Source organism: Deltaproteobacteria bacterium, assembly GCA_003696105.1.
Classification (GTDB): domain Bacteria; phylum Myxococcota_A; class Polyangia; order Haliangiales; family J016; genus J016.
Map to the genome: position 1 here is coordinate 1 of RFGE01000219.1, position 24,779 is coordinate 24,779.

The 24,779-nt window shown below is 72.6% G+C and carries 23 protein-coding genes; 15 read left to right on the top strand and 8 right to left on the bottom strand.

The genetic code is table 11. The annotated features are described in order from the left end of the window. The 7 genes from D6689_14565 to D6689_14595 all read left to right on the top strand — a co-directional run. A partial coding sequence (locus tag D6689_14565) for a capsular biosynthesis protein (GenBank protein ID RMH40130.1) occupies positions 1 to 561 on the top strand: 561 nt, incomplete at its 5' end. Positions 562 to 576: 15 nt separating this feature from the next. Beyond that, positions 577 to 1,662 carry a glycosyltransferase gene (locus tag D6689_14570; GenBank protein RMH40131.1) on the top strand — a complete coding sequence of 362 codons (1,086 nt, stop codon included), beginning with the start codon at positions 577 to 579 and terminating at the stop codon, positions 1,660 to 1,662. 6 nt (positions 1,663 to 1,668) lie between these two features. After that, positions 1,669 to 3,246 carry a DUF3943 domain-containing protein gene (locus D6689_14575; protein ID RMH40132.1) on the top strand — a complete coding sequence of 526 codons (1,578 nt, stop codon included), beginning with the start codon at positions 1,669 to 1,671 and terminating at the stop codon, positions 3,244 to 3,246. 51 nt (positions 3,247 to 3,297) lie between these two features. Continuing rightward, a complete protein-coding gene (locus tag D6689_14580; GenBank protein ID RMH40133.1) occupies positions 3,298 to 4,041 on the top strand; it encodes a hypothetical protein in 744 nt (247 codons plus the stop codon). Next, positions 3,825 to 5,906 (top strand): sigma-54-dependent Fis family transcriptional regulator, encoded by a 2,082-nt coding sequence (locus D6689_14585; protein ID RMH40134.1) that lies wholly within the window; start codon positions 3,825 to 3,827, stop codon positions 5,904 to 5,906. The genes D6689_14580 and D6689_14585 overlap by 217 nt, the downstream gene beginning before the upstream one ends. A gap of 22 nt (positions 5,907 to 5,928) precedes the next feature. Next, positions 5,929 to 6,345 (top strand): response regulator, encoded by a 417-nt coding sequence (locus D6689_14590; GenBank protein RMH40135.1) that lies wholly within the window; start codon positions 5,929 to 5,931, stop codon positions 6,343 to 6,345. Positions 6,346 to 6,551: 206 nt separating this feature from the next. Continuing rightward, a complete protein-coding gene (locus D6689_14595; protein RMH40136.1) occupies positions 6,552 to 6,956 on the top strand; it encodes a hypothetical protein in 405 nt (134 codons plus the stop codon). A 16-nt stretch (positions 6,957 to 6,972) separates the two neighbouring features. Here D6689_14595 and D6689_14600 read toward each other — a convergent pair whose 3' ends face one another. After that, complete coding sequence (locus D6689_14600) at positions 6,973 to 7,440, bottom strand: hypothetical protein (protein ID RMH40137.1); 468 nt, start codon at positions 7,438 to 7,440, stop codon at positions 6,973 to 6,975. A 92-nt stretch (positions 7,441 to 7,532) separates the two neighbouring features. Between D6689_14600 and D6689_14605 the strand changes: the two genes are divergently transcribed. Together D6689_14605 and D6689_14610 are read left to right on the top strand one after the other, a co-directional pair. Beyond that, entirely contained in the window at positions 7,533 to 8,360 is an 828-nt protein-coding gene (locus D6689_14605; GenBank protein RMH40138.1) for a hypothetical protein, read from the top strand. Between the two features lie 136 nt (positions 8,361 to 8,496). Then, positions 8,497 to 9,963, top strand: a complete 1,467-nt coding sequence (locus D6689_14610) for a hypothetical protein (GenBank protein ID RMH40139.1) — start codon at positions 8,497 to 8,499, stop codon at positions 9,961 to 9,963. On the opposite strand, the gene D6689_14615 is transcribed toward D6689_14610, so the two are convergent. The 4 genes from D6689_14615 to D6689_14630 all read right to left on the bottom strand — a co-directional run bounded on the left by D6689_14615 (position 9,953) and on the right by D6689_14630 (position 14,073). Continuing rightward, a complete protein-coding gene (locus tag D6689_14615; GenBank protein RMH40140.1) occupies positions 9,953 to 10,240 on the bottom strand; it encodes a hypothetical protein in 288 nt (95 codons plus the stop codon). The genes D6689_14610 and D6689_14615 overlap by 11 nt on opposite strands. A gap of 139 nt (positions 10,241 to 10,379) precedes the next feature. After that, positions 10,380 to 10,967, bottom strand: a complete 588-nt coding sequence (locus tag D6689_14620) for a hypothetical protein (protein RMH40141.1) — start codon at positions 10,965 to 10,967, stop codon at positions 10,380 to 10,382. A gap of 47 nt (positions 10,968 to 11,014) precedes the next feature. Continuing rightward, the gene (locus D6689_14625; protein ID RMH40142.1) at positions 11,015 to 11,968 is read right to left on the bottom strand and encodes a hypothetical protein; all 954 of its coding nucleotides are present in this window, start codon (positions 11,966 to 11,968) and stop codon (positions 11,015 to 11,017) included. A gap of 317 nt (positions 11,969 to 12,285) precedes the next feature. Beyond that, positions 12,286 to 14,073, bottom strand: a complete 1,788-nt coding sequence (locus tag D6689_14630) for a glycoside hydrolase family 15 protein (GenBank protein ID RMH40143.1) — start codon at positions 14,071 to 14,073, stop codon at positions 12,286 to 12,288. Positions 14,074 to 14,082: 9 nt separating this feature from the next. On the opposite strand from D6689_14630, the gene D6689_14635 reads away from it, so the two are divergent. Together D6689_14635 and D6689_14640 are read left to right on the top strand one after the other, a co-directional pair. Further along, complete coding sequence (locus tag D6689_14635; GenBank protein ID RMH40144.1) at positions 14,083 to 16,311, top strand: bifunctional alpha,alpha-trehalose-phosphate synthase (UDP-forming)/trehalose-phosphatase; 2,229 nt, start codon at positions 14,083 to 14,085, stop codon at positions 16,309 to 16,311. 111 nt (positions 16,312 to 16,422) lie between these two features. Then, positions 16,423 to 17,646, top strand: a complete 1,224-nt coding sequence (locus tag D6689_14640; protein ID RMH40173.1) for a dicarboxylate/amino acid:cation symporter — start codon at positions 16,423 to 16,425, stop codon at positions 17,644 to 17,646. A gap of 290 nt (positions 17,647 to 17,936) precedes the next feature. Here the strand turns inward: D6689_14640 and D6689_14645 are convergent, their stop codons facing one another. Genes D6689_14645 through D6689_14655 form a run of 3 tightly spaced genes read right to left on the bottom strand, consistent with a single transcriptional unit; the run spans position 17,937 to position 19,578 of the window. Then, a complete protein-coding gene (locus D6689_14645) occupies positions 17,937 to 18,299 on the bottom strand; it encodes a PilZ domain-containing protein (protein RMH40145.1) in 363 nt (120 codons plus the stop codon). Positions 18,300 to 18,328: 29 nt separating this feature from the next. Next, on the bottom strand, positions 18,329 to 18,958 hold the full coding sequence (locus tag D6689_14650) for a 2-hydroxychromene-2-carboxylate isomerase (protein RMH40146.1): 630 nt from the start codon (positions 18,956 to 18,958) through the stop codon (positions 18,329 to 18,331). Then, complete coding sequence (locus D6689_14655; GenBank protein ID RMH40147.1) at positions 18,943 to 19,578, bottom strand: 2-hydroxychromene-2-carboxylate isomerase; 636 nt, start codon at positions 19,576 to 19,578, stop codon at positions 18,943 to 18,945. The genes D6689_14650 and D6689_14655 overlap by 16 nt, the downstream gene beginning before the upstream one ends. A gap of 82 nt (positions 19,579 to 19,660) precedes the next feature. Here D6689_14655 and selD point away from each other — a divergent pair, with 82 nt between their 5' ends. From selD to rnr, 4 genes are all read left to right on the top strand, one after another. Beyond that, the gene (gene selD, locus D6689_14660; GenBank protein RMH40148.1) at positions 19,661 to 20,716 is read left to right on the top strand and encodes a selenide, water dikinase SelD; all 1,056 of its coding nucleotides are present in this window, start codon (positions 19,661 to 19,663) and stop codon (positions 20,714 to 20,716) included. A gap of 88 nt (positions 20,717 to 20,804) precedes the next feature. Further along, positions 20,805 to 21,080: a hypothetical protein gene (locus tag D6689_14665; protein ID RMH40149.1), complete on the top strand. Its 276-nt coding sequence runs from the start codon at positions 20,805 to 20,807 to the stop codon at positions 21,078 to 21,080. A gap of 14 nt (positions 21,081 to 21,094) precedes the next feature. Next, complete coding sequence (locus D6689_14670; GenBank protein RMH40150.1) at positions 21,095 to 22,429, top strand: hypothetical protein; 1,335 nt, start codon at positions 21,095 to 21,097, stop codon at positions 22,427 to 22,429. A 6-nt stretch (positions 22,430 to 22,435) separates the two neighbouring features. Continuing rightward, positions 22,436 to 24,775, top strand: coding sequence for a ribonuclease R (rnr, locus tag D6689_14675; protein RMH40151.1), 2,340 nt, complete (start codon positions 22,436 to 22,438; stop codon positions 24,773 to 24,775). Positions 24,776 to 24,779: the final 4 nt, after the last annotated feature.

Consider the following 24,779-nt stretch of genomic DNA (forward strand, 5'->3'; position numbering starts at 1 on the left):
CAGGTCCACTGCGACGCGCAGATCCGCTTCCACTCGCCGTACGCGGACGTGACCGAGTTCATCGAACGCGTCGTGCGCGCGTTCGCCGCCGCCGCGCCGCCCGACACGCGCCTGGTGGTCAAGCACCATCCGCACGACCGCGCGTACCGCGACTACACGGATTTGCTCGCGCGCCTCGGGCGCGACGCCGGCTGCGCCGACCGCATCGTGTATGTCCACGATCTCCACTTGCCGACGTTGCTCAAGCGGGCGCGCGGCACCGTCACGGTCAACAGCACGGTCGGCACGTCGTCGCTGTATCACGGAACGCCGGTGAAGGTGCTCGGCCGCGCGGTGTACGACATCCCGGGGCTCACGTTTCGCGGCAGCCTCGAGGCCTTCTTCGCCGACCCGGGCGAGGTCGACGGCGAGCTGTTCGCCGCGTTCTGCAAGTGGCTGCGCTACCACAACCAGATCAACGGCAGTTTCTACCGCCGGCTACCGGGCGTCGAGACGCCGACCGGAATGACCGCGCCCGCGCGGCCGGACGAGTCGGTCCCGGCCGTCCGCCGCGCGGTGTGACGGGGCGGGGGCGCGGTGCTGTCGGTCGTGATCCCGGTACGCTGCCGCGCGCCGACGCGCTATTTGCTGCCGCGGCTGGCGGCGCTGGTCGACCGGCTCGCGGGCGAGGCGGACACGGAGGTCGTGGTCGTCGACAGCGCCAGCGCGCCGGCCGAGGCGGCGGCGATGCGTCGTCTGTGCGCGCAGCACGGCGCGGCGCTGGTGACCGATCCGCACCCGGTCGAGCCGTTCGCGCCCGGCATCGCGCGCAACCTGGGCGCCGAGCGCGCCACCGGCGACACGCTGGTGTTCTTCGACGCCGACCTGCGGGCGCCGGCCGATCTGTTCGCGCGGGTGCGGGCGTGGGCGGCCGCGCCGCCGGCGCCGCAGGCGTTCTTGCTGATTCCGAGCCTGTACGCGACGCGCGCAGAGACCCGTCGGCTGGAGGCGGACCCGGAGGCGGACCTGGCGCCGCTGGTCGACTCGCTGCTGGCCGGCGACAACCACCGCGTGTCGCTGGTCGCGCTCAGCACGTCCACCGTTGCGGTCGCTCGCGACCATTTTTTCGCGATCGGCGGCAACAACCCGGCCTACCTCGGCCACGGCTGCGAGGACTTCGATCTGCTCCACCGGCTGGCGTCGCGCTGGCCGCACGCGCGGCGGCCGGCCGACTACTACGAGGACGTGCGCACGCGCTTTCCCGGCGACTACCGCGGCTTTCGCGCGTACCTGGCTCACTACGCGCTGCCGTTGTTGTTCGACGGACTGTTTACCGTACATCTTTGGCACGACCGGCCGGTTCGGCGGCGGTACTTTCGCCAGCGTCGCCGCAACGAGCGGCTGTTGCAGGCCAACATGCGCGCGGCCGACGCGGCGCCGGGAGCATGGGCGGGCGAGGGGACCGAGCCGCCGCCACCGCTGGCCGACGCGATTGCGGCCGCGATGCGCGCGCGCGGCCTGGACCCGGACCGCCAGCCGGGCCTGTTTCGCTGGCGCCCCGGCGTCGTCGCCGACGGGCGCGCGCGCAGCCGGCTGCGCAAGCTCGTCGTGCATCCGCACGAGTTCTTCGCGGACTCGCGGGTGCCGCTGTTGCGGCCGCTGCGGCGCCTGTTTCCCAAGTGAGCCGGGATGCGGGCGGCTCGCAGATACGCGGCAGGCGGCGGGCGGCGGTTCGCCGCGCCGGCGTGCGCGGTCGTGGCGCTCGTCGCGGCGACGCCGGCCGTCGCGCAGACCGCGGCCGCGCGCGCGCCGCACGCTGCCGCGGACCGGGCGGGCTCGCGCGGCGGCGGCGCGCGAGCCCCGGCCGCCCCCGCTGCGCAACCCACCGCACCGCCCGCGCGTGCCGTCGCCGGACGGCCGCCTGCGCGGCGGTCGCCGCATCGCCTGCGCGCGGTCGTCGAACTCGCGGCGACGCTCGCGGGCGGCGCCGCGTGGTACTGGATCGACCGCGACCGCCAGGTGGCCGACTGGGACTTCCCGAGCGTCGAGCAGCGGCTCACGTTCGAGGCGTGGCGCTACGACCACAACCCGTTTCCGATCAACTTCATCGCACACCCGCTCAACGGCGCGGCCTGGCACGTCATCGCCCGGTCCAACGGGTTCGGCAAGCTGTCGGCGGTCGGCTACGGGCTCGCCACGTCGTTGGCGTGGGAGTTCGGGCTCGAGTTTCGCGAAAAGGTCAGCGTCAACGACGTGATCGCCACGACCGCGGCCGGCGTCGCGATCGGCGAGTTCGCCCACCTGCTCGGCCGCTTCCTCGCCGCGCCCGGGCGCCCGGCCGGGCCGCTGGCCGCCGCGGCCCGCTGGACGGTCGGCCTCGGCGCGGCGGGCCACGCGGCGATCGACGGCGCGGCGCCGGCGCCGGTGCCGTGGGTCCGACTGGCCGGCGGCGCGACCTCCGCCCGCTGGCGCGCGTCGGGCGACGCGCCGGGCGGCGCGTGGACCACCGCCGGCGTTCGCTTTCGCGGCGAGCTGGTGGACGTCGCGGACTTCGGCTCCGGCCGTCCGCGGGCCGGCTGGTTCGCGGCCGGCAGCGCCACGTCGCTCGAGGTCGCGGCGGCCACGGGCGGCGGCGGCTACGGCGTCGACGTGTACGCGGAGGTCGTGCCGGCCGGCTACCGCGCCCAGCGAGACGGGCGCGCCCTCGTCGTCGGCCCGGCGGTCGCCTACCGCTACCGCAAGCACGCATTTCCGATGTGGAACGATCGCCTCGGCGTCGTCCACCTGCCGGGGCCGGCGGTGGCGGCGTGGTGGACGCGTCGCACCTGGCGGGCGTCGGTGGCGGCGCGGGCGAGCGCCGACTTCGCCGGCGTCGACGCCAACGCATTCGCCGCGTGGCGCGCCGACCATCCGAGCGCGTACGACCGGACGATCTTGCACAAGCACGGCTACTACTACGGCTGGGGCGGCTCGGCGCGACTGCGGGCGGAGGTGGCGGCCGGCCGCGCGGCGCTCGGCGCGGTGGTCCAGGCGGCGGCGTACGCGTCGGACGAGGGGCTCGATCGCAACCAGGAGGAGATCGACCTCGAGGCGCCCGCGCGGGACACGGCGGTGGACGCCGAGGCGTGGGCGCGGTGGCGGGCCGCGGAGACCTGGTACGTCGAGCTGCGGGGGCACTGGGGCAGGCGCGACGAGCGAATCGCCGGCGGCTATCGCTACGGCGCGTCGATGTCGCAGTGGTCGCTGTCGGTGGGCGCCGCGCGCTGACCGCGACGCGCGGCTGCCGGCCGGGGGGCTGCTGCGCTACAATCGCCGCGCATGGCGGGGTCGGTTCAGGCGCGGTTGCCGGTCGAGCCCGAGGTCGAACTCGCGCGGGCGCGGGCGGACCTCGAGGCGCTCACCGGCGCGATTCGCCACGACCTGCGCGCGCCGCTGCGCGCGATCATCGGCTTCGCCGAAGCGTTGTGCGAGGATTGCGGCGATCGCCTGGGGCCGGACGGCGCGGCGTACGCCGAGCGGATCGTGGCGGCGGCGCGCAGCCTCGACCAACTCGTCGTCGACCTCGCGGCGTACTGCCGGCTCGGCAGCCAGCCGTTGACGCTCGGCGCCGTCGCGGTGGCCGACGCCGTCGCCGACGCGCTGACCGCGATCGACGACCAGCAGCTCGTCGCGTCCGCGGCGGTGGAGGTCGCCGGCGACCTGCCGCGGGTGCGCGCGCACGCGCCGACGCTCGCGAAGGCGCTCGCGCAGCTCATCGACAACGCGCTGCGCTACCGCAAGCCGGACGTCGCCCCGCGCGTGCGCGTGTACGCGACGGGCGGGATGGGGCCGCAGACGGTGCGGGTGTGGGTCGAGGACAACGGCATCGGCATCCCGCCGGAGCACCACGCGGACATCTTCGGGGTGTTCGAGCGCCTCCACGGCGTGGAGCACTATCCCGGGACCGGGATCGGGCTGGCGCTCGTGCGGCGCGGGGTCGAGCGCATGGGCGGCGCCGCCGGTGTCGAATCCGTGCCGGGGGAGGGCAGCCGGTTCTGGATCGAGCTGCCGGCCGCGCCGTGAGCCGCCCGCGTCCGCACGGCCTGTCCGGAAGCGAGTCGGCACCGCCGTTGCGCGTCGCGATCGTCGACGACAGCCCCGACGACCGCCTGCTGAGCGTTCGGCAGCTCCGCCGCGACCTCGGCGCGGTGCACGCGATCGAGATCGCCCACCCGGACGATCTGGACGCGCTGTTGGCGACCGGCGACTACGACGTCCTGGTGACCGACTACAAGGTGCGCTGGACCGACGGCTTGTCCGTGTTGCGCCGGTCGAAGGAGGCTCATCCGGATCGGCCGGTGGTCATGTTCACCGCGACCGGGAGCGAGGAGGTGGCCGTCGCCGCGATGAAGGCCGGCTGCGACGACTACCTGGTCAAGTCGCCACGCAACTTCGTGCGGTTGCCGATCGCGGTGCGCGCCGCCGCCGACCGCGCCGCGGCGGCGCGCCGGGCGGCCCATCTCGAGTCGCAGCTCGCGCGGTCCGAGGCGCGGTGGGAGTCGCTCGTGCGAAGCGCTCCCGACTACATCCTCACGGTCGACCGCGATCGCACGATCACGTTTCTGAACCGGCCGGCGGCGAGCCCGGTCGACCGCATCGTCGGTCGCCGCATCGACGAGGTCGGCGGCGTCGAGCCGGCGAGCGAGTTGGTGGCCGCGGTCGACGCCGCGTTCGACGGCGCGTCCACCGCCGTCGACGTGACCGCGCGTGCGCCGGACGGCCGGCAGCTCGCGTTTCACGTGCGCGTCGGCCCCGTGGCGGGACCGGCCGGCGTCGACACCGCGATGCTCGTGGCTCGCGACGTCACCGAGCAGCGCCGGATGGAGGCGGAGCTGCGCGCGGCCCAGGAGCGCGAGCGCGAGCGCATCGCAGCGGATGCGGCGTACCTCGCGACGCAGGTCGCGGAGGCTCGGAGCGAGCGGATCGTCGGCGACAGCCCGGCCATGCGCGCGCTGCTCGACCAGGTGCGGACGGTCGCACCGACCGACGCGACCGTGCTGGTGCTCGGACCGACGGGCACCGGCAAGGAGCTGATCGCCCACGAACTGCACGCGCTCAGCGGGCGGGCGGACAAGCCGCTGGTGAAGGTCAACTGCGCGGCGATCTCGGCCGGCATCGCCGAAAGCGAACTCTTCGGCCACGAAAAGGGCGCGTTCACCGGCGCGGATCGGCGGCGGCTCGGGCGGTTCGAGATCGCCGACGGCGGCACGATCTTTCTCGACGAGGTCGCCGAACTCACGCCGGACCTCCAGGTCAAGCTGCTCCGCGTGCTGCAGGAGCACGAGTTCGAGCGAGTCGGCAGCTCGACTCCCGTCCGCGTCGACGTGCGCGTGGTGGCCGCGACGAATCGCGATCTGGCCGCGATGGTCCAGGCGGGCGAGTTCCGCAGCGACCTGTACTATCGGCTCAACGTGTTTCCGCTGCGCGTGCCGCCGCTGGCAGACCGCCGCGAGGACATCCCGCTTCTGGTCGACTACCTGATCGAGAAGTTCGCCCGGCGCGTGCGCAAACCGATCGACGGTGTGACCGACGCGGCGCTCGCCCGGTTGATGCGCTATCGCTGGCCCGGCAACGTGCGCGAACTGCAGAACGTCATCGAGCGCGCCGTCATCGTCGCGCGCGGGCCGAAGATCGACGTGGCGGACATCCCGCCGCTGGACGCGGACGAGGCTCTGCCGCCCGCGCTTCGCGCGCCGGCCGCGGACGACGCCGCGCCGCGATCGCTCGACGACGTGTTGCGGCGCCACATCGAGCGCGTGCTCGCCGAGCACGACTGGGTCATCGAGGGGGAGCGCGGTGCGGCCGTGGCGCTCGGAATCAATCCGAACACGCTGCGGTCGCGGATGAAGAAGCTGGGCATTCGGCGGCCGGCTGGTCGCCGAGGATGACGGGCGAGCCGATCGGGACGACATGCGAACGGGAACGGTACTTCTGGTCGAAGACACGCCGGACGACGAGCTGCTCGCGTTGCGCGCCCTGCGCCGGGCCGAGCCGGACGTCGCCGTCGAAATCGTCCGCGACGGCCAGGAAGCGGTCGACCGACTCCTCGACGGCGACGCGTTGCCGGACGTCGCGGTGCTCGACCTCAAGCTGCCCAAGATCAGCGGGATCGACGTGATCGCGCGCGTGCGCGCCGACGCGCGGGCACGCGACGTACCGATCGTCGTGTTCAGCTCGTCGGCCGAGGCGCGCGACGTCGCCGCGTGCTACGCGGCCGGCGCCAACAGCTACGTGCAAAAGCCGGTGGACTACCGCGCGTTCGCGGACGCGCTGGTCGACATCGTGCGCTACTGGACGCGGCGCAACGTGTCCGGCGACGGCGGCTGACGGTCGACGGCGGTCGCCCGCAACCCGCGGCCGAGTCGGCGCGGTGCGGACCGACGCCGCGCGGCGGGGCGACCCGCCGGAGACCGTCGCGCGCGGCCCGCGGCGGCTGCGCGCGGCGGCACGCTTCACCGCCCGGCGCGCCGAAATATCGCGGATCCCATCGCATTTCGGAGCCCGACGGCCTATAGTGCCTCCAAGTCCTTGAAATGGCTAACCATATTGGTTGGCCCAAAGTTGGCAAGGACGGGTTGCAGTACATGGACACCACCGATTCCCCATCGCGAGAGGATGTGCTGCGGTCGCTGCTGCGGCGCATGGACCAGTCGTTGCGCCAGCTGCAGGCGGATCTCGCCGAGATTGCGCTGATGGCCGGCCTGCGGCGCGGCGACGCGGAGCGCGCGGGCAGCCGCGTGGACTTCAGCACGCTGTCGGCTCGGGAACTCGAGATCGTTCGCCATCTGCTGGCCGGCCGGCGTGTTCCGCACATCGCCCGATCCCTGGGATTGAGCCCGAACACCGTCCGCAGTCACCTGAAGTCGGTGTTCAAGAAGCTGGGCGTTCGCTCCCAGGGCGAGCTGATCGAGCTGTGCCGCGGCCCCGACCCGGTGTGAGGCCGTCGACGTCGGGTCACAGCCGGAGTTCGGCGCCGGCCACGCGCGCGAGATCGACCGTGAGGTCGTCGAGTCGGAACGCGGCGGGCGCAAACCCCGGCCAGTCCACGCCGGTGACGCGGACCAGGGCGGGCGTCGCCGGGAGGGGAACCTCGGCCGGCGGTTCGACCTCTCGCGCGCCGTCGAGCACCAGCGCCGTCCACACCGGGTCGCCGGCCGCGTCGACGACGGCGACGACGTGCAGGGCGGCACCGGCGCTCGGGGCGAACGCATAGCGGTTCCCGGCCGCCGACAGGGCGGCCGGCGGCGCGAGCCACGGCGGCAGCGCGGCGCTGGCGGCCAGATCGACGTCCCGCACCAGGGAGGACGTGTAGGGGGCGGGGGCGCCGAGACGTGGCGTCGCGAGTCCGACAAGATCGTAGCGTCCGCCCGCGAACGCCCCGGTGAGCGCGGGTGCGCGGGCCGTCGCCGCCCCGGGGCGCACAGGAGTTGTCATCGCCGCAGCGTTGACACGCGCACCGGATCTGTCGCGACAATGCGCGCGGAGGTAGCCCTATGCTTCGGACGACTGCGAGGATGTGGACGATGCGGCCGGTCGCCGGTCTGCGATCTGGCTTGGTTGCGCTGGCCGGCGCGCTGGTGTGGCTCGGCGCTGGCTGTGGGGACGGCGGCGGATCCAAGCCGGACGCCGCACCGATCTCGCTGTTCGACGCGGCCCCGCCCGACGCCGCGCCGCCGGACGCGTTCGTGTGCACGAAGACGATGTGCGGCACCGAATGCGTCGACCTCGAGACCGACCCGCGGCACTGCGGCGCGTGCGACAACGCGTGTCCGCCGGCTGCCGATTGCGCGGCGCCCGACTGCGTGTGTCCGAGCAACTTCGTGCCGGCCGCACCTGGCGCGCTGTTTTCCCAAATGAACACGGAACAAGTCGCGCCAGACATCCTCGGACTGATGGTGTTCGCGGGGACCGACGGCAACGCGCACGCGCTGATTGCGATGTTCGCGCCGGACGTCGCGACGGGCGTCGACATCGACCTGGCGTCGGCCGACGCTCCGACGATCGGCTTCGGCTACCAGGTGGACACGGCAAACTTCACGTTGCGCAGCGGGTTCCTCGCGACCAGCGGGACGCTTCGCCTCGACCACGCGTGCGCCGAAGGCGTGGCGGGGACGGTCACCGGCGCGAAGCTCGAGGAGTATGACGTGTTCTCGATGACGCCGGTGACCGACGGCTGCGCGATCGACGACGTCGACGTGACGTTCGCGATCGGCGCGGACTGCGCGCCGACGCCCGACGCGGGGCCGGCCGACGCGGGGCCGGCCGACGCGGGGCCGGCCGACGCGGGCTCGGCCGACGCGGGCTCGGCCGACGCGGGCTCGGCCGACGCGGCCGGTTTGTAGCCGCCGGCGGCGGAGGACCCGCGGCGCGCAGCCGGCGGTCACCGTGCGTCCGCCGGCCGGCGCGCGGCCGCGGCGGCCGGCTCGACGCCGCGGGCCGGGGCGCGTGTGCGTGTCGGGTCGCGGTACAATGGCCGGGATGGCAGCGATCGCGGGGCGGCGGCGCGCGATGGCGGTGGCGGCGGCGGTCGCGGCGATCGGCTGCCGCGGCGGCGACCGGCCAACGCCTCCGGGGGCGCCGCCCGATGCGTCGGCATCGCCCGCGCATGCATTGGCGTCGGCGCCGCCGGAGCCGCGGTCGCCGGCGCCCGCGCCGCCGGCGATCGCCGAGGCGGCCGTGCGCGGACTGGTCGATGCGTGGGCGCGGGCTCAAGCGGATGGCGACGCGAAGGCGCTCTCGGCGCTGTACGCCGACGGCTGTACGGGCGTCGACCGAACCGGCGGTCGGCTGGCCCGCTACTCGCGCGCCGCGTGGTTTGCCGCCCGCCCGCGCATCGCCCCCGCCGCGGCGCGCCGCGCGGTGGACGGCTTGCGCGTGACGGCCGGCGCGGTCGCGGCGGTCGCCGACTTCGCGTGGCGCGGGCCGGTCGACGCCGTACGAGTGCGGCTGGTTGCGGCTCGCCGTGGGGACGGACTCGCGATCGTGCGCGAAGAACTCGGGCCGGCCGACGTCGCCGGCGACGGTGCGGCGCCGGTGCCGGCAGACGTATTTTCGTTCGTGGTCACCGACGGCGGCGTGCCGTACGTCGTCGTCGACCGCACCGCGCCGCGCGATTGGGCCGCCGGACCGCCCGTTCTCGTGTCGCGCGCGCCGGCGCGGGCGCTGTCGGCCGCGCGGCTCGACGCGCTGCCGGCGCCGCTTCGGGCGTGGCGCGGCAAGGCCGTCGCGCTGTTTCGCCCGGCGGGCGCTCCGTGCACCGGACACGTCGACGGCCTGTACGTGTTGTCCGGCTTCGAGCCCCCGGCCGAAGCCGAAAACGCCTGGTCGACGATGGAGGATGCGGCCGTGGCAGCCGACATCGTGCGCACCGCGCCGGTCCATTGGTTGGTTGCGCGTGCACCGGAGGCATGCGCCGGCGCGCTGTGGGCGCGCGCCGACGACAAGAACCTGATTCCGCGCGCCGTGCGGTTGCCCGAAGGCGACCGGCCTGACGTCGAAGCCGCCGCGACCGAGCACTTTCGCAAGCTCGCCGGCTACCGCGCGCGCCAGCGCGCGTACCGGCGGGCAGGTCGCCGCCACCCGTGGGACGCGGCCGCCGGAGGGCCGCTGGTCGTCGTGTTCGACGACCCCAAGGTCGGCCGGACGTTTGCGGCCGTCACGGTGCGTCCGGGTCGCGAGTGCGGTGGATGGACCGGGTCGCTGTGGGCGCTGTTCCAGTTGGTCGACGGCGGCCGTCGCCCGCGGCTGGTCGCGCTCACCGACCCCCGCGAGCCGGGACCGGCGTTCGTCCCGCAGACGTTGGCCGACGTCGACCGCGACGGCGACTTCGAAGTGATCGGCCACGGCGCGCTGGCGAAGCTCGTCGGGCGGACCTACCGAACCGTCGACCGCGCCGCGCTGCCGGCGCTCGACAGTCCGTGCGCCGCGGCGTCGGTCACTCGATGACCGGCACCGACGTGGTGACCGCCGCGCCCCACCATCGCACGCTGCCGCTGTCGACGAGCGTGGCCGCGCCGGTCGCGGGGTCGAGCAGGACGAATTGGCCGTCATCGGTGAAGCCGAACACGCGGTTGCCCCAGAAGCCGACTCCCCAGATGTCCGCCACGCCGGTGTCGCCGATCACGGTTGCGGCGCCGGTCGTCGGATCGACGCGCGCCAGCAGGTCCGTGCCGGCGCCGCCTTGTTTGACCGTGGCGACGGTGCCGAACCCGGCCACCGACACGATGTCGCCGCTGGACGTGAGCTGTCCGCCGTAAAAGGCTGTTGCGCACAGCCGCTGGCTGCGGTCGCGATCTGCGGGCGATCTTCGCCGTACGTCCTTGCGCCCTTCGGTACCGTATGTGGATACGCGCCCTCGTGCGCTACGGGTGTGCGCCGAACCTCGCCTCGCATCTCGCAACCTCGCTGGCGCGCCTATACGCAACAGCCTCCCAGCGGCCGATCGGCGTGCTCGCGCCGGTGATCGGGTCGATGCGCACGAACGACCCGTCGAGCGCGGCGCCGACGAGGGTCTCGTCGCCGGTCGGACCGACCTGCTGCGCCGGAATGAACGACAGGCCGTTGAACTGCCCGTCGAGATCCGCGAGGTACCTGCACGCCGCCGTGGCTTCGTCCACGGCGTACACTTTGTCGAACGAGATGCCGATCAGGCGGCCATCTTTGTCGATGGCAATGTCGGTCATCCGGTCGGCGCCGGCGGGCCATGGAAACGGGCCGACGAGGGTCACCGCCAGCGTGTCCGGATCGACGCGGTACAGTTCCGTGGCGCTGTGCGCAAACACGGCGGCGTCTGCCGGCTGCGGCGCGGCATCGGCACGACTGAAGCCGGCGTCGGCGCGCGTACCCGCGTCGCGCAGGCCGTCGCCGCCGTCACCGATGCGCGGACCGCAGCGGACGGCCGCGGGCGCGACCGCGGCCCACCGTGCCGCGCGCCTGCCGACCGTCCCCATCCCTCCTGGCTCTCCGCGGTGCCCGTTTGGCCGTCCGCCGGTGGCGATCACGGGATCGGCGGCAACTCGTTGCACGCGCGATCGATGATCGCGAACGCCTCGTCGAGGCCGTCTTCCAAGTTCCCCTGGCACAGGTCCCACCACACGCCACGATCTTGCGCCATGAACAGGTCGGTGATCTGGCGCAACTTGACCGCCTCGTCCGCCTGGCCGTACGCGCCGTTGCACCCGCCCGGTTGGCCGCCGCCGATGCCGACGAACACGATGCGCTTCGGGTCGCCGAACTTGGTCGCCACGAGCCGATCGTAGACCTCCTGTGCCGTCGCGTTCGGCACGGGCTGCTCGTCTTCGTCGGTGATGGCGAGAACGACCAGCAGCGCCTCCGGGCGCGAGAAGCCGGCGTTGGGGCCGGTCGAGTAGGGCGGCTCGAGCGAGGCGGCGGCGGCGGACGCGGGTTGCTCGTCGTCGTTGTCGCCGGTGCAGTTGTTGCGCTTGTCGAGGTCGCCGACGCACGCGAACTCGGCGTTGAGGTTGGGCGACGAGCTGTCAATCCACACCTGTCCGCTCGAGAAGTTGCAGTCGGCGCCGGCGCTGTTGGTCGTGTGGTAGTTGGCCGGATCCGGACAGGCGTCGAGCGTGGCGACCCGGAAGTTGTCGAGTCCCATGCCGACTTGCGGCAGCCGCTGCGCGAACGCCGGGAACACGATGTCGCGGATCGCGACCAACTCCTCGGTCATGGAACCCGATGGATCCACGGCGATGATCATGTCCACGAGGCGGCAGGCCGACGGCGGCGCGGCGTCGGGACAGTGTTCCTGGCAGGCGTGGCCGCCGCCGTCCCCGGACACGCCGCCATCGCCGGTGACGTCGTCGTCGTCGCCTCCCACTTCACCGTCGCCGCACGCGCCCGCGAGCGGGACGCACACCGCGAGGATCCAGCCCAGCTTGATCAGTGCGCGCATCGAATGCCTCCCGGCTCGGCCCGTCTCGCGGACGAACACCGCCGATCATAGTACGAGTTGTGAAACGACAGGTACACGAACCCACCTGCCTGCATAGCAAGGGGCGTGCCGAGGTGAGCTCGCGCACGCGGCGGGCTCGCCGAGAGCGCGTCTACACGTAATCCAGACCACGACCGCGCCGTAGCCGCGCGCGATTTCAGCCGACCGCGGCGCGGCGAACGCGCGCGGATCCGGCGCGCGCGGCGCCGGGCGTGCCGCAGGCCGGGGCGCCCAGTGGGGCTGCCGTCGCCACCGGGGTGCGCGGGAGACCGCAGGCCGCTCGCGGACGCGCGCGGCGCGCCGCGCCCGGGGCGCGATTACACCAGCGCCAGCTCCGGCGGCGCGATCGCAAACGCCGCGTTGATGAGCCCGACGTGCGAGTAGGTCTGCGGGAAGTTGCCCCACTGCGTCCCGGTGGCCGGATCGATGTCCTCCGACAGCAGGCCGACGTGGTTGGCGTGGTCGACGAGCGCCTCGAACACGGCGCGCGCCTCGTCGCGTCGACCGACGCGGGCGAGCGCCTCGGCGTACCAGAAGCCGCACGCGGTGAACGCCGCGTGCGTCTCGCCGATGCCGTCGTGGTGGCGATATCGGTACAGCAGGTGGGGGCGCGCGGCGAGGCGTGCGGCGGTGTTGCGGACGTGGGGATCGGCGTGCGGATGGTCGCGGCCGAGCAGGCCGACGTTGACCATCATCATCAGCGACGCGTCCGCCTCGTCGCTGTCGACGGCGTCCGCGTAGTAGCCGCGGTCGTCGCGCCAACAGCGCTGGTCGATGAGGTCCGCGGCGCGCTCGGCGACGCGGCGCGCCCGCCGGAGCAAATCGTCGTCGCGGTAGCGCGCCGCGACGCGGGCCGCCGCACGGCCGCCGGTCCAGTGCATCAGCAACGAAAACGTGTGCAGCCGCTCGCGATCGCGCTTTTCCCACGGGCCGACGTCGGGCTGGTCGATCGTGCGTTCGATGCCAGCCAAGAGCCGCGACAACAGCGCCGATGCGTCGCCGCCGGCGGAGTCGCGAAACCGCATGTCGAGAAACAGCGGTGCGATGGCGGCGATCATCTCGCCGTAGACGTCGTGCTGGCGTTGCGCGTACGCGGCGTTTCCGATCCGCACCGGCCCGCCGCCCGCCGCGCCAGCGAGGTGGTCGAGGACCACCTCGTCGAGCGTGCGCTCGCCGGCAATGCCGTAGACCGGCTGCAGCGCGCCGTCGCTCTCCTCGGCGATGTTGGCGAGGTAGCGGACGAACCGCTCCATCTCCTCGAACTGGCCGAGGCGGCGCAGCGCGCCGAGGGTGAAGCATGCATCGCGCAACCAGCAGTAGCGGTAGTCCCAGGTGCGGCCCGAGTTCGGGTACTCGGGCAAGCTCGTCGTCGTCGCCGCGGTGATCGCGCCGGTGTCCTCAAACTGGTGTAGCTTCAACGCGAGGGCGGACCGGATGACTTCGGCGTGGTAGTCGTCGGGCAGCACGCCGTGTTTGACCCACGTCTGCCAGTAGCGCACGGTGCGGTGATAGAACACCTCGCACGTCTCGGTCAGCGGCGCCTCGAGCGGTTGGCCCCACGTGAGCACCAAGTAGACATCGTCCGAGAGCACGAACGGTCGGCCCTCGTTGACGAAGTGGAGCGACGCGTTCGTCGTGAGCCGCAGGTGGGCGTCCGGCAGTTGATAGCGGATGTGGTTGCTCGCCGGCTGCGGTGTCGGAACCACGCGGCCGTAGTCGTAGACCGGCCGGCACACGACCCGCACCACGGGCCGGCCGGACAGCCGGCGGATGCGCCGCACGAGCATCGTCGGCTTGTAGAACCGCTCGTACTCGCGGAAGCGCGGCGCGAAGTCGAGTACCTCGAAGTCGCCGGACGCGGTGCGAAAGTACGTCTTGACCACGTTGGTGTTCGGCAGATACTCCTGCGCGGTCGAGAACGCGCCGTCGCGCGGCGCGACGGAGAATTCGCCCCCGCGCTCGCGATCGAGCAGTCCGCCGAACACGAAGCTCGAGTCGAACCGCGGCCAGCACAGCCACTGCACGCGGGCGCGGTCGTCGATCAGCGCCTGATAGCCGCAATTGCCGATGAGACAGAGGTTCACGGAGGCGGCAGAGTATGACATAAGCGAGCCATGGCGGACTCGAGACTCCTCGTCGCGTCCGTGCGGTTGCCCGTGTCGCTCCACCGCCGCGACCACGCGTGGGCCGTCGCTCCGAGCCCCGGCGGGCTCGCGACGGCGCTCCGATCGGTCGCCGAGCGCCGCGCGTTCACCTGGCTCGGCTGGCCGGGCGCGCACGTGCCACCGGCCGAGCGTGACGCGGTGCGCGCTCGACTCGCCACCGCGGGCGCGGTGCCTATCTTTCTGGGCAAACGCGAGTTTGCGGGCTTCTACGAGCAGTTCAGCAACCGGCTGATCTGGCCGCTGTTTCACAACCTGCCCGAGCGCCTGCACTACGACCGAGCCGCGTGGCGCCACTACCGCCAGGTCAACGCGCGCTTCGCCGACGCGATCGCCGAGCAGGCACGGCCCGGGGACACGATCTGGGTACACGATTACCAACTCGCGCTGGTGCCGCAGATGCTGCGGGAGCGCAAGGTCGCGGGGCCGATCGGGTTCTTCTTGCACATCCCGTTTCCGTCGGCGGAGACGTACCGCACGCTGCCCGTGCGCGAGGAGGTACTGCGCGGCATGCTCGGAGCCGACCTCGTCGGGTTCCACACCTACGAGTACGTGAGCCACTTTCGGAGCGCGTGTTTGCGCGTTCTCGGCGTCGACTCGGAGCCGGAGACGGTGTACTTGCCGTCGCACTCGGCCCAACTCGGCGTGTTGCCCATCGGCATCGACCCGGACGAGATCGCGCGCCTGCGCGACACCGACGAGGCGCGCGAAGAGTTGGAACGCCTGCGGCGCCGGTTCGCCGGCAAGAAGCTCGTCGTAGGCGTCGACCGCCTCGACTATACCAAGGGCATTCCGCAGAAGCTCCTCGCGTTCGAGGAGCTGCTCGCCGCCAACCCGCGGCTGCGCGGCAAAGTCGTGCTGATCCAGGTGGCGGCGCCGTCGCGGACCGGAGTTGCCGAGTACCAGGAGCTCAAGCGCGAGGTGGACGAACTCGTCGGTCGGATCAATGGCCGGTTCGGAGCGACCGACGACGTGCCCGTCGTATACATCAATCGAAACTTGTCGCGCGCGCGGCTCACGGCGCTGTACCGCGCGGCGGACGTCGCGCTGGTCACGCCGGTCCGCGACGGGATGAATCTGGTGTGCCTCGAGTACGTCGCCGCGCGCGGCGACGATCCCGGCGAACTGGTGCTCAGCGAGTTCGCGGGCGCGGCGGCCTGCCTGTCCGGCGCGCGCCTCGTCAACCCGCACAACCCGGAGCACGTGGCCGAGGTGCTCGCGGCCGCGCTCGACGCGGTGCCGGACCGGACGGCGTTCGAGCACATGACGGAGTTCGTGTACACGAATACGTCGGCGGCGTGGGCCGAGCGGTTCCTGCGCCGCCTGGAGGCGCGCTACGAAGAACTGCACGCGGGCGTCCAGCGCCTCGACGTCGCCAAGCTGGATGCGCGGTCGACCGACACGCGCGGGCACCGCCCGCTGGTCCTGCTCGACTACGACGGCACACTACAACCGCACGCGAGCGTGCCGTCGGCCGCCGCACCGACCCGGCGCGTGCGCGACACGCTCGCCGCGCTGGCCGAGCTGGCGACCGTGTACGTCGTGAGCGGCCGGCCCGCCGACGTGCTCGACGCGTGGCTCGGCGATCTGCCGATCGGGCTGGTGTGCGAACACGGCCTCAACGTGCGGCCGCCGGGCGGCCGATGGCCGGAGGTGCCGCACATCGACCGGGACGTGCTCGAGTCGGTCGTACGGCCGGTGTTGCGCGACTTCGTCGACCGGACCCCCGGCAGCAAGATCGAGGACAAGCGCGCGTCGCTGGCGTGGCACTACCGGGCCGCCGACCCGAAGCTCGGCGCGTGGCGCGCGCACGAACTGCTCGCGCTGCTCGAGGAGCGGCTGCGCGGCGAGGAGTTTTCCGTGCTGGTCGGTTCGCGCGTCGTGGAGATCCGCCACCGCGAGATCAGCAAGGGGCGCGTGGCCGCGCGGTTGCTCGACGGCGTGGCGCGCGAGGCGTTGGTCGTGTGCGCGGGCAACGATCGGACCGACGAGGAGATGTTCGATGCCGTGCTGCGGTCGGGCCACGAGCGCGTCATCGTGTGCCACGTCGAGGGGCGCAACACGATCGCGCCGTACTTCGTCGAGACGCCGGCCGAGCTGCTCGACCAGCTGGGGGTGTTGATCGACCGCTGGCGCGCCGAGCGCGGAGAGGGCGTCGGGCGCGGCGCCGCGGCTCCGTGACCGCGCGCCCGCGAGCGCGCGCCGCGCCGCGGCCGTGGTAGGGTCGGCGGCGTGCAGACGGAGACGTCTGGCGCGTGGTACCGGCGCCTTCACAACCAGGTGTTGCTCGCGATGGTGCTCGGCGCGGCGGTCGGGCTCGCGGGTGGCCCTGCCGCGGCGGACAAGGTCGGCTGGCTCGGCACGGTGTTCGTCCAGCTGCTCAAGATGGTCATCGTGCCGCTCGTGTTCTTCTCGGTCGCGACCGGCGTCGCATCCGTCGGCACCGGCCGCGACCTCGGCCGGCTGGGCTTGAAGACCCTGGCCTACTACGTGACCACGAGCCTGGCGGCCATTTTCGTCGGCCAACTGCTCGTCAACGCGATCCGGCCGGGCGTCGGCGCGTCGTTCGAGGGGCTCGCGTCGAAGACGGTACCGCAGGTCGCGCAGCCCGCGGGCGCCGGCCAGTTCGCGCTCGACCTGCTGCTTCGGTTCATTCCGAAAAATCCGATCGAGGCGTTCGCCGGCGGCGAGATGCTCGGCATCATCGGCTTCGCGATCTTCGTCGGCGTCGCGATCTCGCACAGTCCCATCCAGGTCCGCGACCGCGCGAAGACGGCGTTCGACGCCGCGTTCGAGGTCATGATGACCCTCACCGGGTTCGCGATCAAGGTGCTGCCGCTGGGCGTGTTCGGCCTCATCGCCGTGGCGGCGACGTCGGCCGACGCGGCCACCGTGCGCGCTCTCGTCAAGTACGTCGTGACGATCGCGCTCGGGTTGGCGATTCACGCCGGCGTCACGCTGCCGCTGTTGTTGATCGTGCTCGGGCGCGTGAGCCCGCGGGCGCACGCGCGCGCGATGCGCGACGCGTTGCTCACCGCGTTTTCGACGAGCAGCTCGGCGGCCACGATGCCGGTGACACTCGACGGCGTCGAGCGCCGCGCGGGCGTGAGCAAGCGCGTCGCCAACTTCGTCATCCCGGTGGGCGCGACCGTGAACATGGACGGCACGGCCCTGTACGAGTGCGTCGGCGTGATCTTCATCGCGCAGGCGCTCGGCTTCGACCTCAGCGCGGCGCAGCAGGCGACGATCGTCGTCACGGCGCTGGCGGCGTCGATCGGCGCCGCCGGCATCCCGTCGGCCGGGCTGGTGATGATCTTCATCGTCCTCGAGGCGGTCGGCCTCGCGGGCGAGGCGGCGACGGTCATCGTCGGGGTGATGCTCGCGATCGACCGCCCGCTCGACATGATGCGGACGGCGGTCAACATCTGGTCCGACTCGTGCGGGGCCGTGATCGTCGCGCGCTCGGAGGGCGAGGAGCTGCCGGCGCTGGCGCGGCCGCGGCCGGCGGTGCGGTGACCGCCGGCGGCCGCGGGCGGCCCGCCGCGGGCAAGTGGCCCGGGCCGGCGTGCAGCGCTTGACGGCGAGCACGATTTTCCGCAGACTGCCCCGGCCATGGCTACCCGACGTTCGAAGCGAAGCCTGCGAAACCGGCCGAAGTTCAAGCAAGAGCGGTCGCTCAAGAACCGACGCAAGAAGGCGCGCAAGGCCGCGCAGTACGCGCGCAACCGCAAGCGCTCGAAGGCCAAGCGACAAAAGCGCACCGGCCGCAAGCGCATCGGCGTGTAGCGGCGTCGCGCGCGGGCGGCCTACCCGCTGAACTGCACGTCGGCGCCGCGTATCTGCTTGACCAGCGCCGTTCGCAACACGGGCGACACGCGCCTGAGTTCGTCGACGAACGCGCGCATTTCGGGGCTCACGTGCTGGAACTCGATGCCGACGCCGCGCCCGCTGGTCCACGCGACCCGGCCGGACGCGGTCGCGGTTCGGCCCGCGCGCACCTCGAGCGTGACGCGAGCGGCGCCGGCGGCCGGCACGTCGTCGATGCGCTTGACGCGGAGGCCGCCGGGCGACAGATCGACAATCTCGCCGCGTCCGGTCGCGCCCTCCGCGCGCAGCGTCGCCGCGACGTGCAGCGGGAACCGCTCGTGCCGGCGACGATCCGCGGGCATGGCGCCGGAGGATAGCGGACGCGCGCCGGTCAGGCGAGCTTCGGCCGCCAGCCGGCGAGCGCCTTTTCGACGAACATCAGCCGGTCGACGCCCCAAAACAGATGATCGCCGTCGTCCGCGCTCACGATGAACGTCGGCGCGCCGAATATGCCGAGGGCGACCGCCTGTTCGCCGTTGGCGATGAGCTGTTGCTTGATGGCGGGGTCGCGGGTGCGCTCGAACATGTGCTGCGGATCGAAGCCGTGGCGCTCGAGGACCGCCGTCAGCGTGGCCTCGTCGTTGAGGTCGCCGTCGTCGACCCACAGCGCGCGAAACAGATCCTTCGACAGCGGCGCGATGCGGTCGCCGGCCGCGAGGGCGAGGCGCAGCGCGGTGATCGTGCGCATGGGGAAACGGGACGCGAAGCGGAACGGCACGCCGAGGTGGTCGGCCCACATGTGTAGGTCGCGCGCCATCCAGGCGCGCTTGGGCTCGGGCATGGACAGAATTGGCACGTCGGGAGTGCCGATCGCCTTGAACAAGCCGCCGAGCAAGAACGGCCGCCACTCGAGGGTGACGCCGGCGCGGTCGGCGACGGCTTCGACCTGCGTCGATGCCAGGTAGGTCCACGGGCTCGAAAAGTCGTACCAGAATTGCAGAGTCGTCATCGGGGTCTCCATCCGGCCAGCGCCCGCTCGACGAACGGCAGGCGGTCCTGGCCCCAGAACATTATTGGCTCGTCGTCGCCGACGAACATCGTCGGAGCGCCGAACACGCCGCGGCGCACCGCCTCGTCGGTCCGGCGCCGCAGTTCGGTCTTGATCGCGGGGTCGTCGTTGGCGGCGAGTGCGCGGTCGATATCGGCGTCCGCGGCGCCGGCGTCGCGCAGCGCGGCCGCGATCGTGGCCGGATCGTCGAACGCCCGGCCGTCGACCCAGTACGCGCGGTACAGCGCGTGGATCGCCGCGGGCCACGCCGGCTGCGGCAGCGCGAGCAGCGCGCGCAGCGCCCGCACGGTGCGCATCGGGTGGCCGGCCGGTACGCGCAGGTCGACGCCGAAATGGTCGGCCCAGCGCAGCATGTCCAGAGCGTTGTAGCGGGCCTTGGCCGCGGGCATGTGCGCGGCGGGAACCTGCGGCGCCGACAGCGCGCGGAACACGCCGCCGAGCAGCATCGGCTGCCACACCAGCTCCGCGCCGGCGCGCGCCGCGATCGACTCGATCTGGGTGCTGCCCAGGTACGCATAGGGGCAGGAAAAGTCGAACCAGTATTCGAGCCGCACCGCCGCGTCGTACCGCATCCGACGAGAACCGGCAACCGGCGATGGTCGCGCTCGACCGCGCGCCCGGCGGGCGATCCACCGGCGTGCTACAGTCCTGGCGATGAGCAGCTCGCACCGCCGGCTCACGTCGTTCAGCCACGGCGCTGGTTGAGCGTGCAAGATCCCCAAGGAGGACCTCGGGAAGGCCCTGAGCTTTCTGCCGCCGCTGCCGGACGCGCTTCGCGAACGCATCGTCGTGGGCACCGATTCGCACGACGACGCCGCGGTCTACGCGCTCGACCGGCACACCGGCATCGTCGCGACCGTCGACGTGTTCACCCCCATCGTCGACGACCCGCGCGACTTCGGCCGCATCGCCGCCGCGAACTCGCTGTCGGACGTCTACGCGATGGGCGGCGAGCCTCTGTTCGCGCTGTCGGTCGTCGGGTTCCCGATTCGCGAGCTGCCGGTGGACGAGCTCGGCGCGATGCTCGCGGGCTCGGCCGAAGTCGCGGCCGAGGCGGGAATCGCGATCGTCGGCGGGCACTCGATCGACGACCCGGAGCCGAAGCTCGGGCTGTGCGTCATCGGCCGGGTCGCGCTCGCGCGCGTCGTGCGCAACGACGCCGGCCGGCCGGGCGACGCGCTCGTGCTCACCAAGCCGATCGGCACGGGCATCATCACGACCGCGATCAAGCGCGGCGCGGCAGACGCCGACGTGGCCGCGGGCGCGGTGGCCGCGATGACCGCGCTCAACCGCGCGGCCGGCGAGGCGATGGTCGCCGCCGGGGCGGTCGCGGGTACCGACATCACCGGGTTCGGCCTGCTCGGCCACCTGCACGAGCTGGCGCACGGATCCGGCGTGGCGGCCGAGATCTCGGCCGGCGCGGTGCCGCTGTTGCCCGGAGCGCGCGCATTGGCCGAAGCGGGGATCGTTCCGGGCGGCACGCGCCGCAACCTCGACTATTTCGGCCGCTGGGTCGAATTCGACGACGCGGTGGACGCCACTGGGCGGCTGTTGCTGGCCGACGCCCAGACGTCCGGCGGCCTGCTGATCGCGATCGCGGCCGACCGGGCGGACGCTCTGTGCGCCGGCCTCGCCGAGCGTGGCGTGCAGGCGGCGGCAATCGGCTACTTGGTCGCCGGCGAAGCGGGACACATCGCGGTCCGCGCCTGACCCGGGTTGCGAAAGTCTTTTTGGATTTCAACTAGTTGAAACTCGACCTTTGACACCGCCGCGCGCCGGCGAAAAAATAAGAGAGACCGTGGCCAAGCTCGTCGAAGGGTTCAAAGACGGCAAGCCTGAGCTCGGACGCCGGACGTTCCTCGTACCGGAGACGAACGCCGAGGTACTGGCGCTGCTGTACCACGAGCAGACCGGGATCGTCGGCGGCCTGCCGGTGGGGCCGGTGACGACCGATCCGCTCGGTGCGTACGGCATCCGCATGTATCCCGACCAGGATCCGCAAGTCCTCGAAGAGACTCGCCGTTATTTCGAAAAACTGGCGGAGCGCTTCACCAACGAACTGCCGAAGGCGTAACCTTCGCGGCACCGGTGCTTGCGCATGCGCGGAACCGCGGGCCCGCGCGGTCCGCTGCGTCGGGATGCCGTATCCCGGGCGCGTGGGGCGCGTTCGCGGCCGCCGCGGCCGCCGTGCTAGGCGGATGTCCACGCCCGCCGGCCGGGCCGCCGCCCGGCTGCGGCAAGGACACGGACTGCCGTTTCGACCGGATTTGTGTCGACGGCGCGTGCCAGGACCGGCCGCCGTCGCCGCCGCCCGACGCGGCTCCGCCGCCCCCCGACGCGAGGACGCCGGGGCCGCCGCCGTTCGCCATGTACCTCGGCGACGCCCAGCACACCGGCCGCACGGCCGGACCCGCGCCGCCGCACGCACCCGCCGAGAAGTGGGCGTACAAGGTCGGCGCGCCGATCGCCGGCTCGCCGACGGTGGGCCCGGACGGGACGATCTACTTCACGTCGCACGACGGCTTCCTCCGCGCGCTCACCCCCGACGGCGCGCTCCGGTGGGAGTTCGCGACCGGCGATCGCATCTGGAGCACGCCCGCCGTCGCCGAGGACGGCACGGTCTACACCGGGTCGGACGACGACCACTTGTACGCGGTCGACGGGGCGACCGGCGCCCTGCGCTGGAAGCTGCGCCTCGGTGCGTGCGATCCGCCGATCGGCATCGGCCCCGAGGGGGTGCGCTGCGACGTCGACGGCGGTCCCACGATCGGGCCGGACGGGACGATCTACACCGGCGGCGACGGCGTCTACGCCGTGTGGCCGGACGGGACCCTGCGGTGGAAGTTCGCCACGCCCGAGCACGTATCGACCGCGCCGGCGCTCGCGCCCGACGGAACCGTGTACGCCGGCTGCCAGGACGACGCGGTCTACGCGATCGCGCCGGACGGCACGCGCAAGTGGGCGTTTCGCACCCGGGGCGACGTCGAGTCGTCGCCTGCGGTCGGCCCGGACGGCACCGTCTACGTCGGCAGCGACGACAACGGCGTCTACGCGATCGGTCCGGACGGCGCGCTGAAATGGAAGCTGGTGACGCGCGACGACGTGCGCGGATCGCCGGCGATCGGGGCCGACGGTCGCATCTACATCGGGTCGTACGACCGCTCGCTGTACGCGATCGAGCCGACCGGCGCCGTCGCGTGGACGTTCGAGGCGGCGGACCGGATTCACGGTTCGCCCGTGGTCGCGGCCGACGGTGCCATTTTGTTCGGCTCGCAGGACGACCACCTGTACGCGGTCGAACCGGACGGGCGGCTGCGCTGGTTCATCGCGTTCGACGGGGATGTCGACACGTCGCCGGCGATTTCGGCCGCCGGCGTGCTATACGCGGCCAGCGACGACCAGACCGTTCGCGCGTTTCAGTGACGATTCATGGCTTTCAATCGAGATGATGTCCTGTCTTCCCTCCGCGGCGCGGGTCCGATGCGCATGGCCGATCTCGCGACCGCCCTGCGGGTGCGCAAGTCCCAGGTGCCGCGGCTGCGCAAACTCGTCGCGGCGCTCGTCGACGAGGGCGTGGTGGTCAAGCCGTCGCGGATGACGTACGCCGTGGCCGACGAGCCACGCCCGCGCCGGAAGGACGCGGCGGAGCCGCTCGCGGTCGGGCGCATTCGCGTTCACCCGGCCGGTTACGGGTTCGTCGAGCGCGACGACCATCTCGACGACATCTTCATTCCCGCCAAGTATCGCGGCGCGGCGCTCGACGGCGACCGCGTGAGCGTCTACACGTGGGATGGGTACAAGGGGACCGAGGGGCGGGTCGAGGAGGTGCTCGCGCGCGGTCGCGCGAAGCTCACCGGAGTCGTGCGGCGCGCCGGCCGTTCGTTCGTGCTCGACCCGGACGACCCGCGCGTGGCGTCGTCGACCGACGCGCACGTGGCGATCGAAGACCTCGGGCCCGCGCGGCCGGGCGACTGCGTGCTCGCCGAGATCACCGAGTACCCGCGACAGCGGCGCGGCGGCATGACGGTCCGCGTGCTGCGGGTGCTGGGAGAGCCGGGCGACCCGCGCACCGAGGTCGCCAAGATCGTCGCGTGCGCGGACATCCCGGACGAGTTTCCCGACGACGCAAAGGCGCAGGCCGCACGCACGCCGCAAGCGCTGCGCAAGATCGACCTCGCGGACCGCATCGATCTGCGCGATCGGGAATTTTTGACGATCGACCCGGAGACGGCGCGCGATTTCGACGACGCGATCTGTATCGAGCGCAACCCCGGCGGTGGTTGGCGCGTTTGGGTGGCGGTGGCCGACGTGTCGCACTACGTGCGGCCGGACGACGCGCTCGACCGCGAGGCGCAGATCCGCGGCGTGTCGGTCTACTTTCCGGACCGGGCGATCCCGATGCTGCCGCCGGAACTGTCGAGCGGGATCTGCTCGCTGAATCCCGGCGTCGACCGCTGCGCGATGGTGGTGCGCATCGACTACGACGACGACGCGACCGTGCGGGACACCGGGTTCGCGGCGGCCGTGATCCGGTCGCGTGCGCGCCTGGATTATCCCGGCGTCGGCGCGGCGCTGTCGGGCGACTTTCGCGGTCGCATCGCCGCCTACCGAAAGTGGGTCGCGGCGCTGCGGGACATGGACGCGCTCGCCCAGCGGCTCCGCCGCCGCCGTATGGCGCGCGGCGCACTCGAACTCGAGCTGCCCGAGCCGAAGGTCATCCTCGACGAGGACGATCCGCTGCTGGTCCGCGACGTCGCGCGCGCCAAGAGCGTCCCGTCGGAGCGGCGGGCCTACGAACTGGTCGAGGAGTTCATGCTCGCGGCCAACGAGGCGGTCGGCGAGTATTTTGCCCGGCGCAAGCTGCCGACGATCTGGCGAGTGCACGCGCCCCCGGCCGAGACCAAGTTGGCCGAGCTGGCGGCCGTGTTGGAGGGGTTCGGCATCTACGTCGACGAGGAGGAGGCGCAGTCGCCGCGCGGGCTCAAGCGCGTGATCGACGCGGTCCGCGGCCACCCGGCCGAGAGTTCGCTCATGTTCCTCGTCCTGCGGTCGCTCACTCAGGCCGTGTACACGACGGACAACATCGGCCACTTCGGCCTCGCATCGGACGCGTACCTGCACTTCACGTCGCCGATTCGGCGGTATCCGGATGTCATCGTCCATCGGCTGCTCAAGTACCACCTGCACCGCGAGGGCCAGGCCAGCGGCGGTGGTGGGGCGTTCCGGCCGCCGCCGGTCGAGGAGTTGGAGCAGATCGCGGCCGCCTGCTCCGGCTACGAGCGGCGCGCGATGGAGGCCGAGCGCGAGGTCGTCGACATGTACGAGGCCTATCTGATGCGCGATCGGGTCGGCGAGACCTTCGTCGCGACGATCGTCGCCGTGACCCACTTCGGCGTGTTCGTGCGCCTCGACGAGCCGTTCGTCGAGGGGTTGATCAAGTTGGAGAACCTCGGCGACGACTTCTTCGAACACGATCCGCTGCACATGACGCTCACGGGGCGCAAGACCGGCGCCCGGTTTCGCATCGGCGACGCCGTGCGGGTCGAACTGATCGAGGCGTCGGTGCAGCGCCGCCAGATCGACTTCCGCCTCGCGGCCACCACGCCGGCTGGGCCGGGCGGCAGCCGCACGCCCCGACGGCGCGACGACCGCGGCCGAGGGCGCCGCGGGGCGGACAGCGGCAGCCGGCGCAAGCGGAAGGCCGCCGAGGGACGCGACACGGGGCGCGGGGGGCGCGGCCGCCGCAGGTCGACGAAGGGCCGGCGGTAACGGT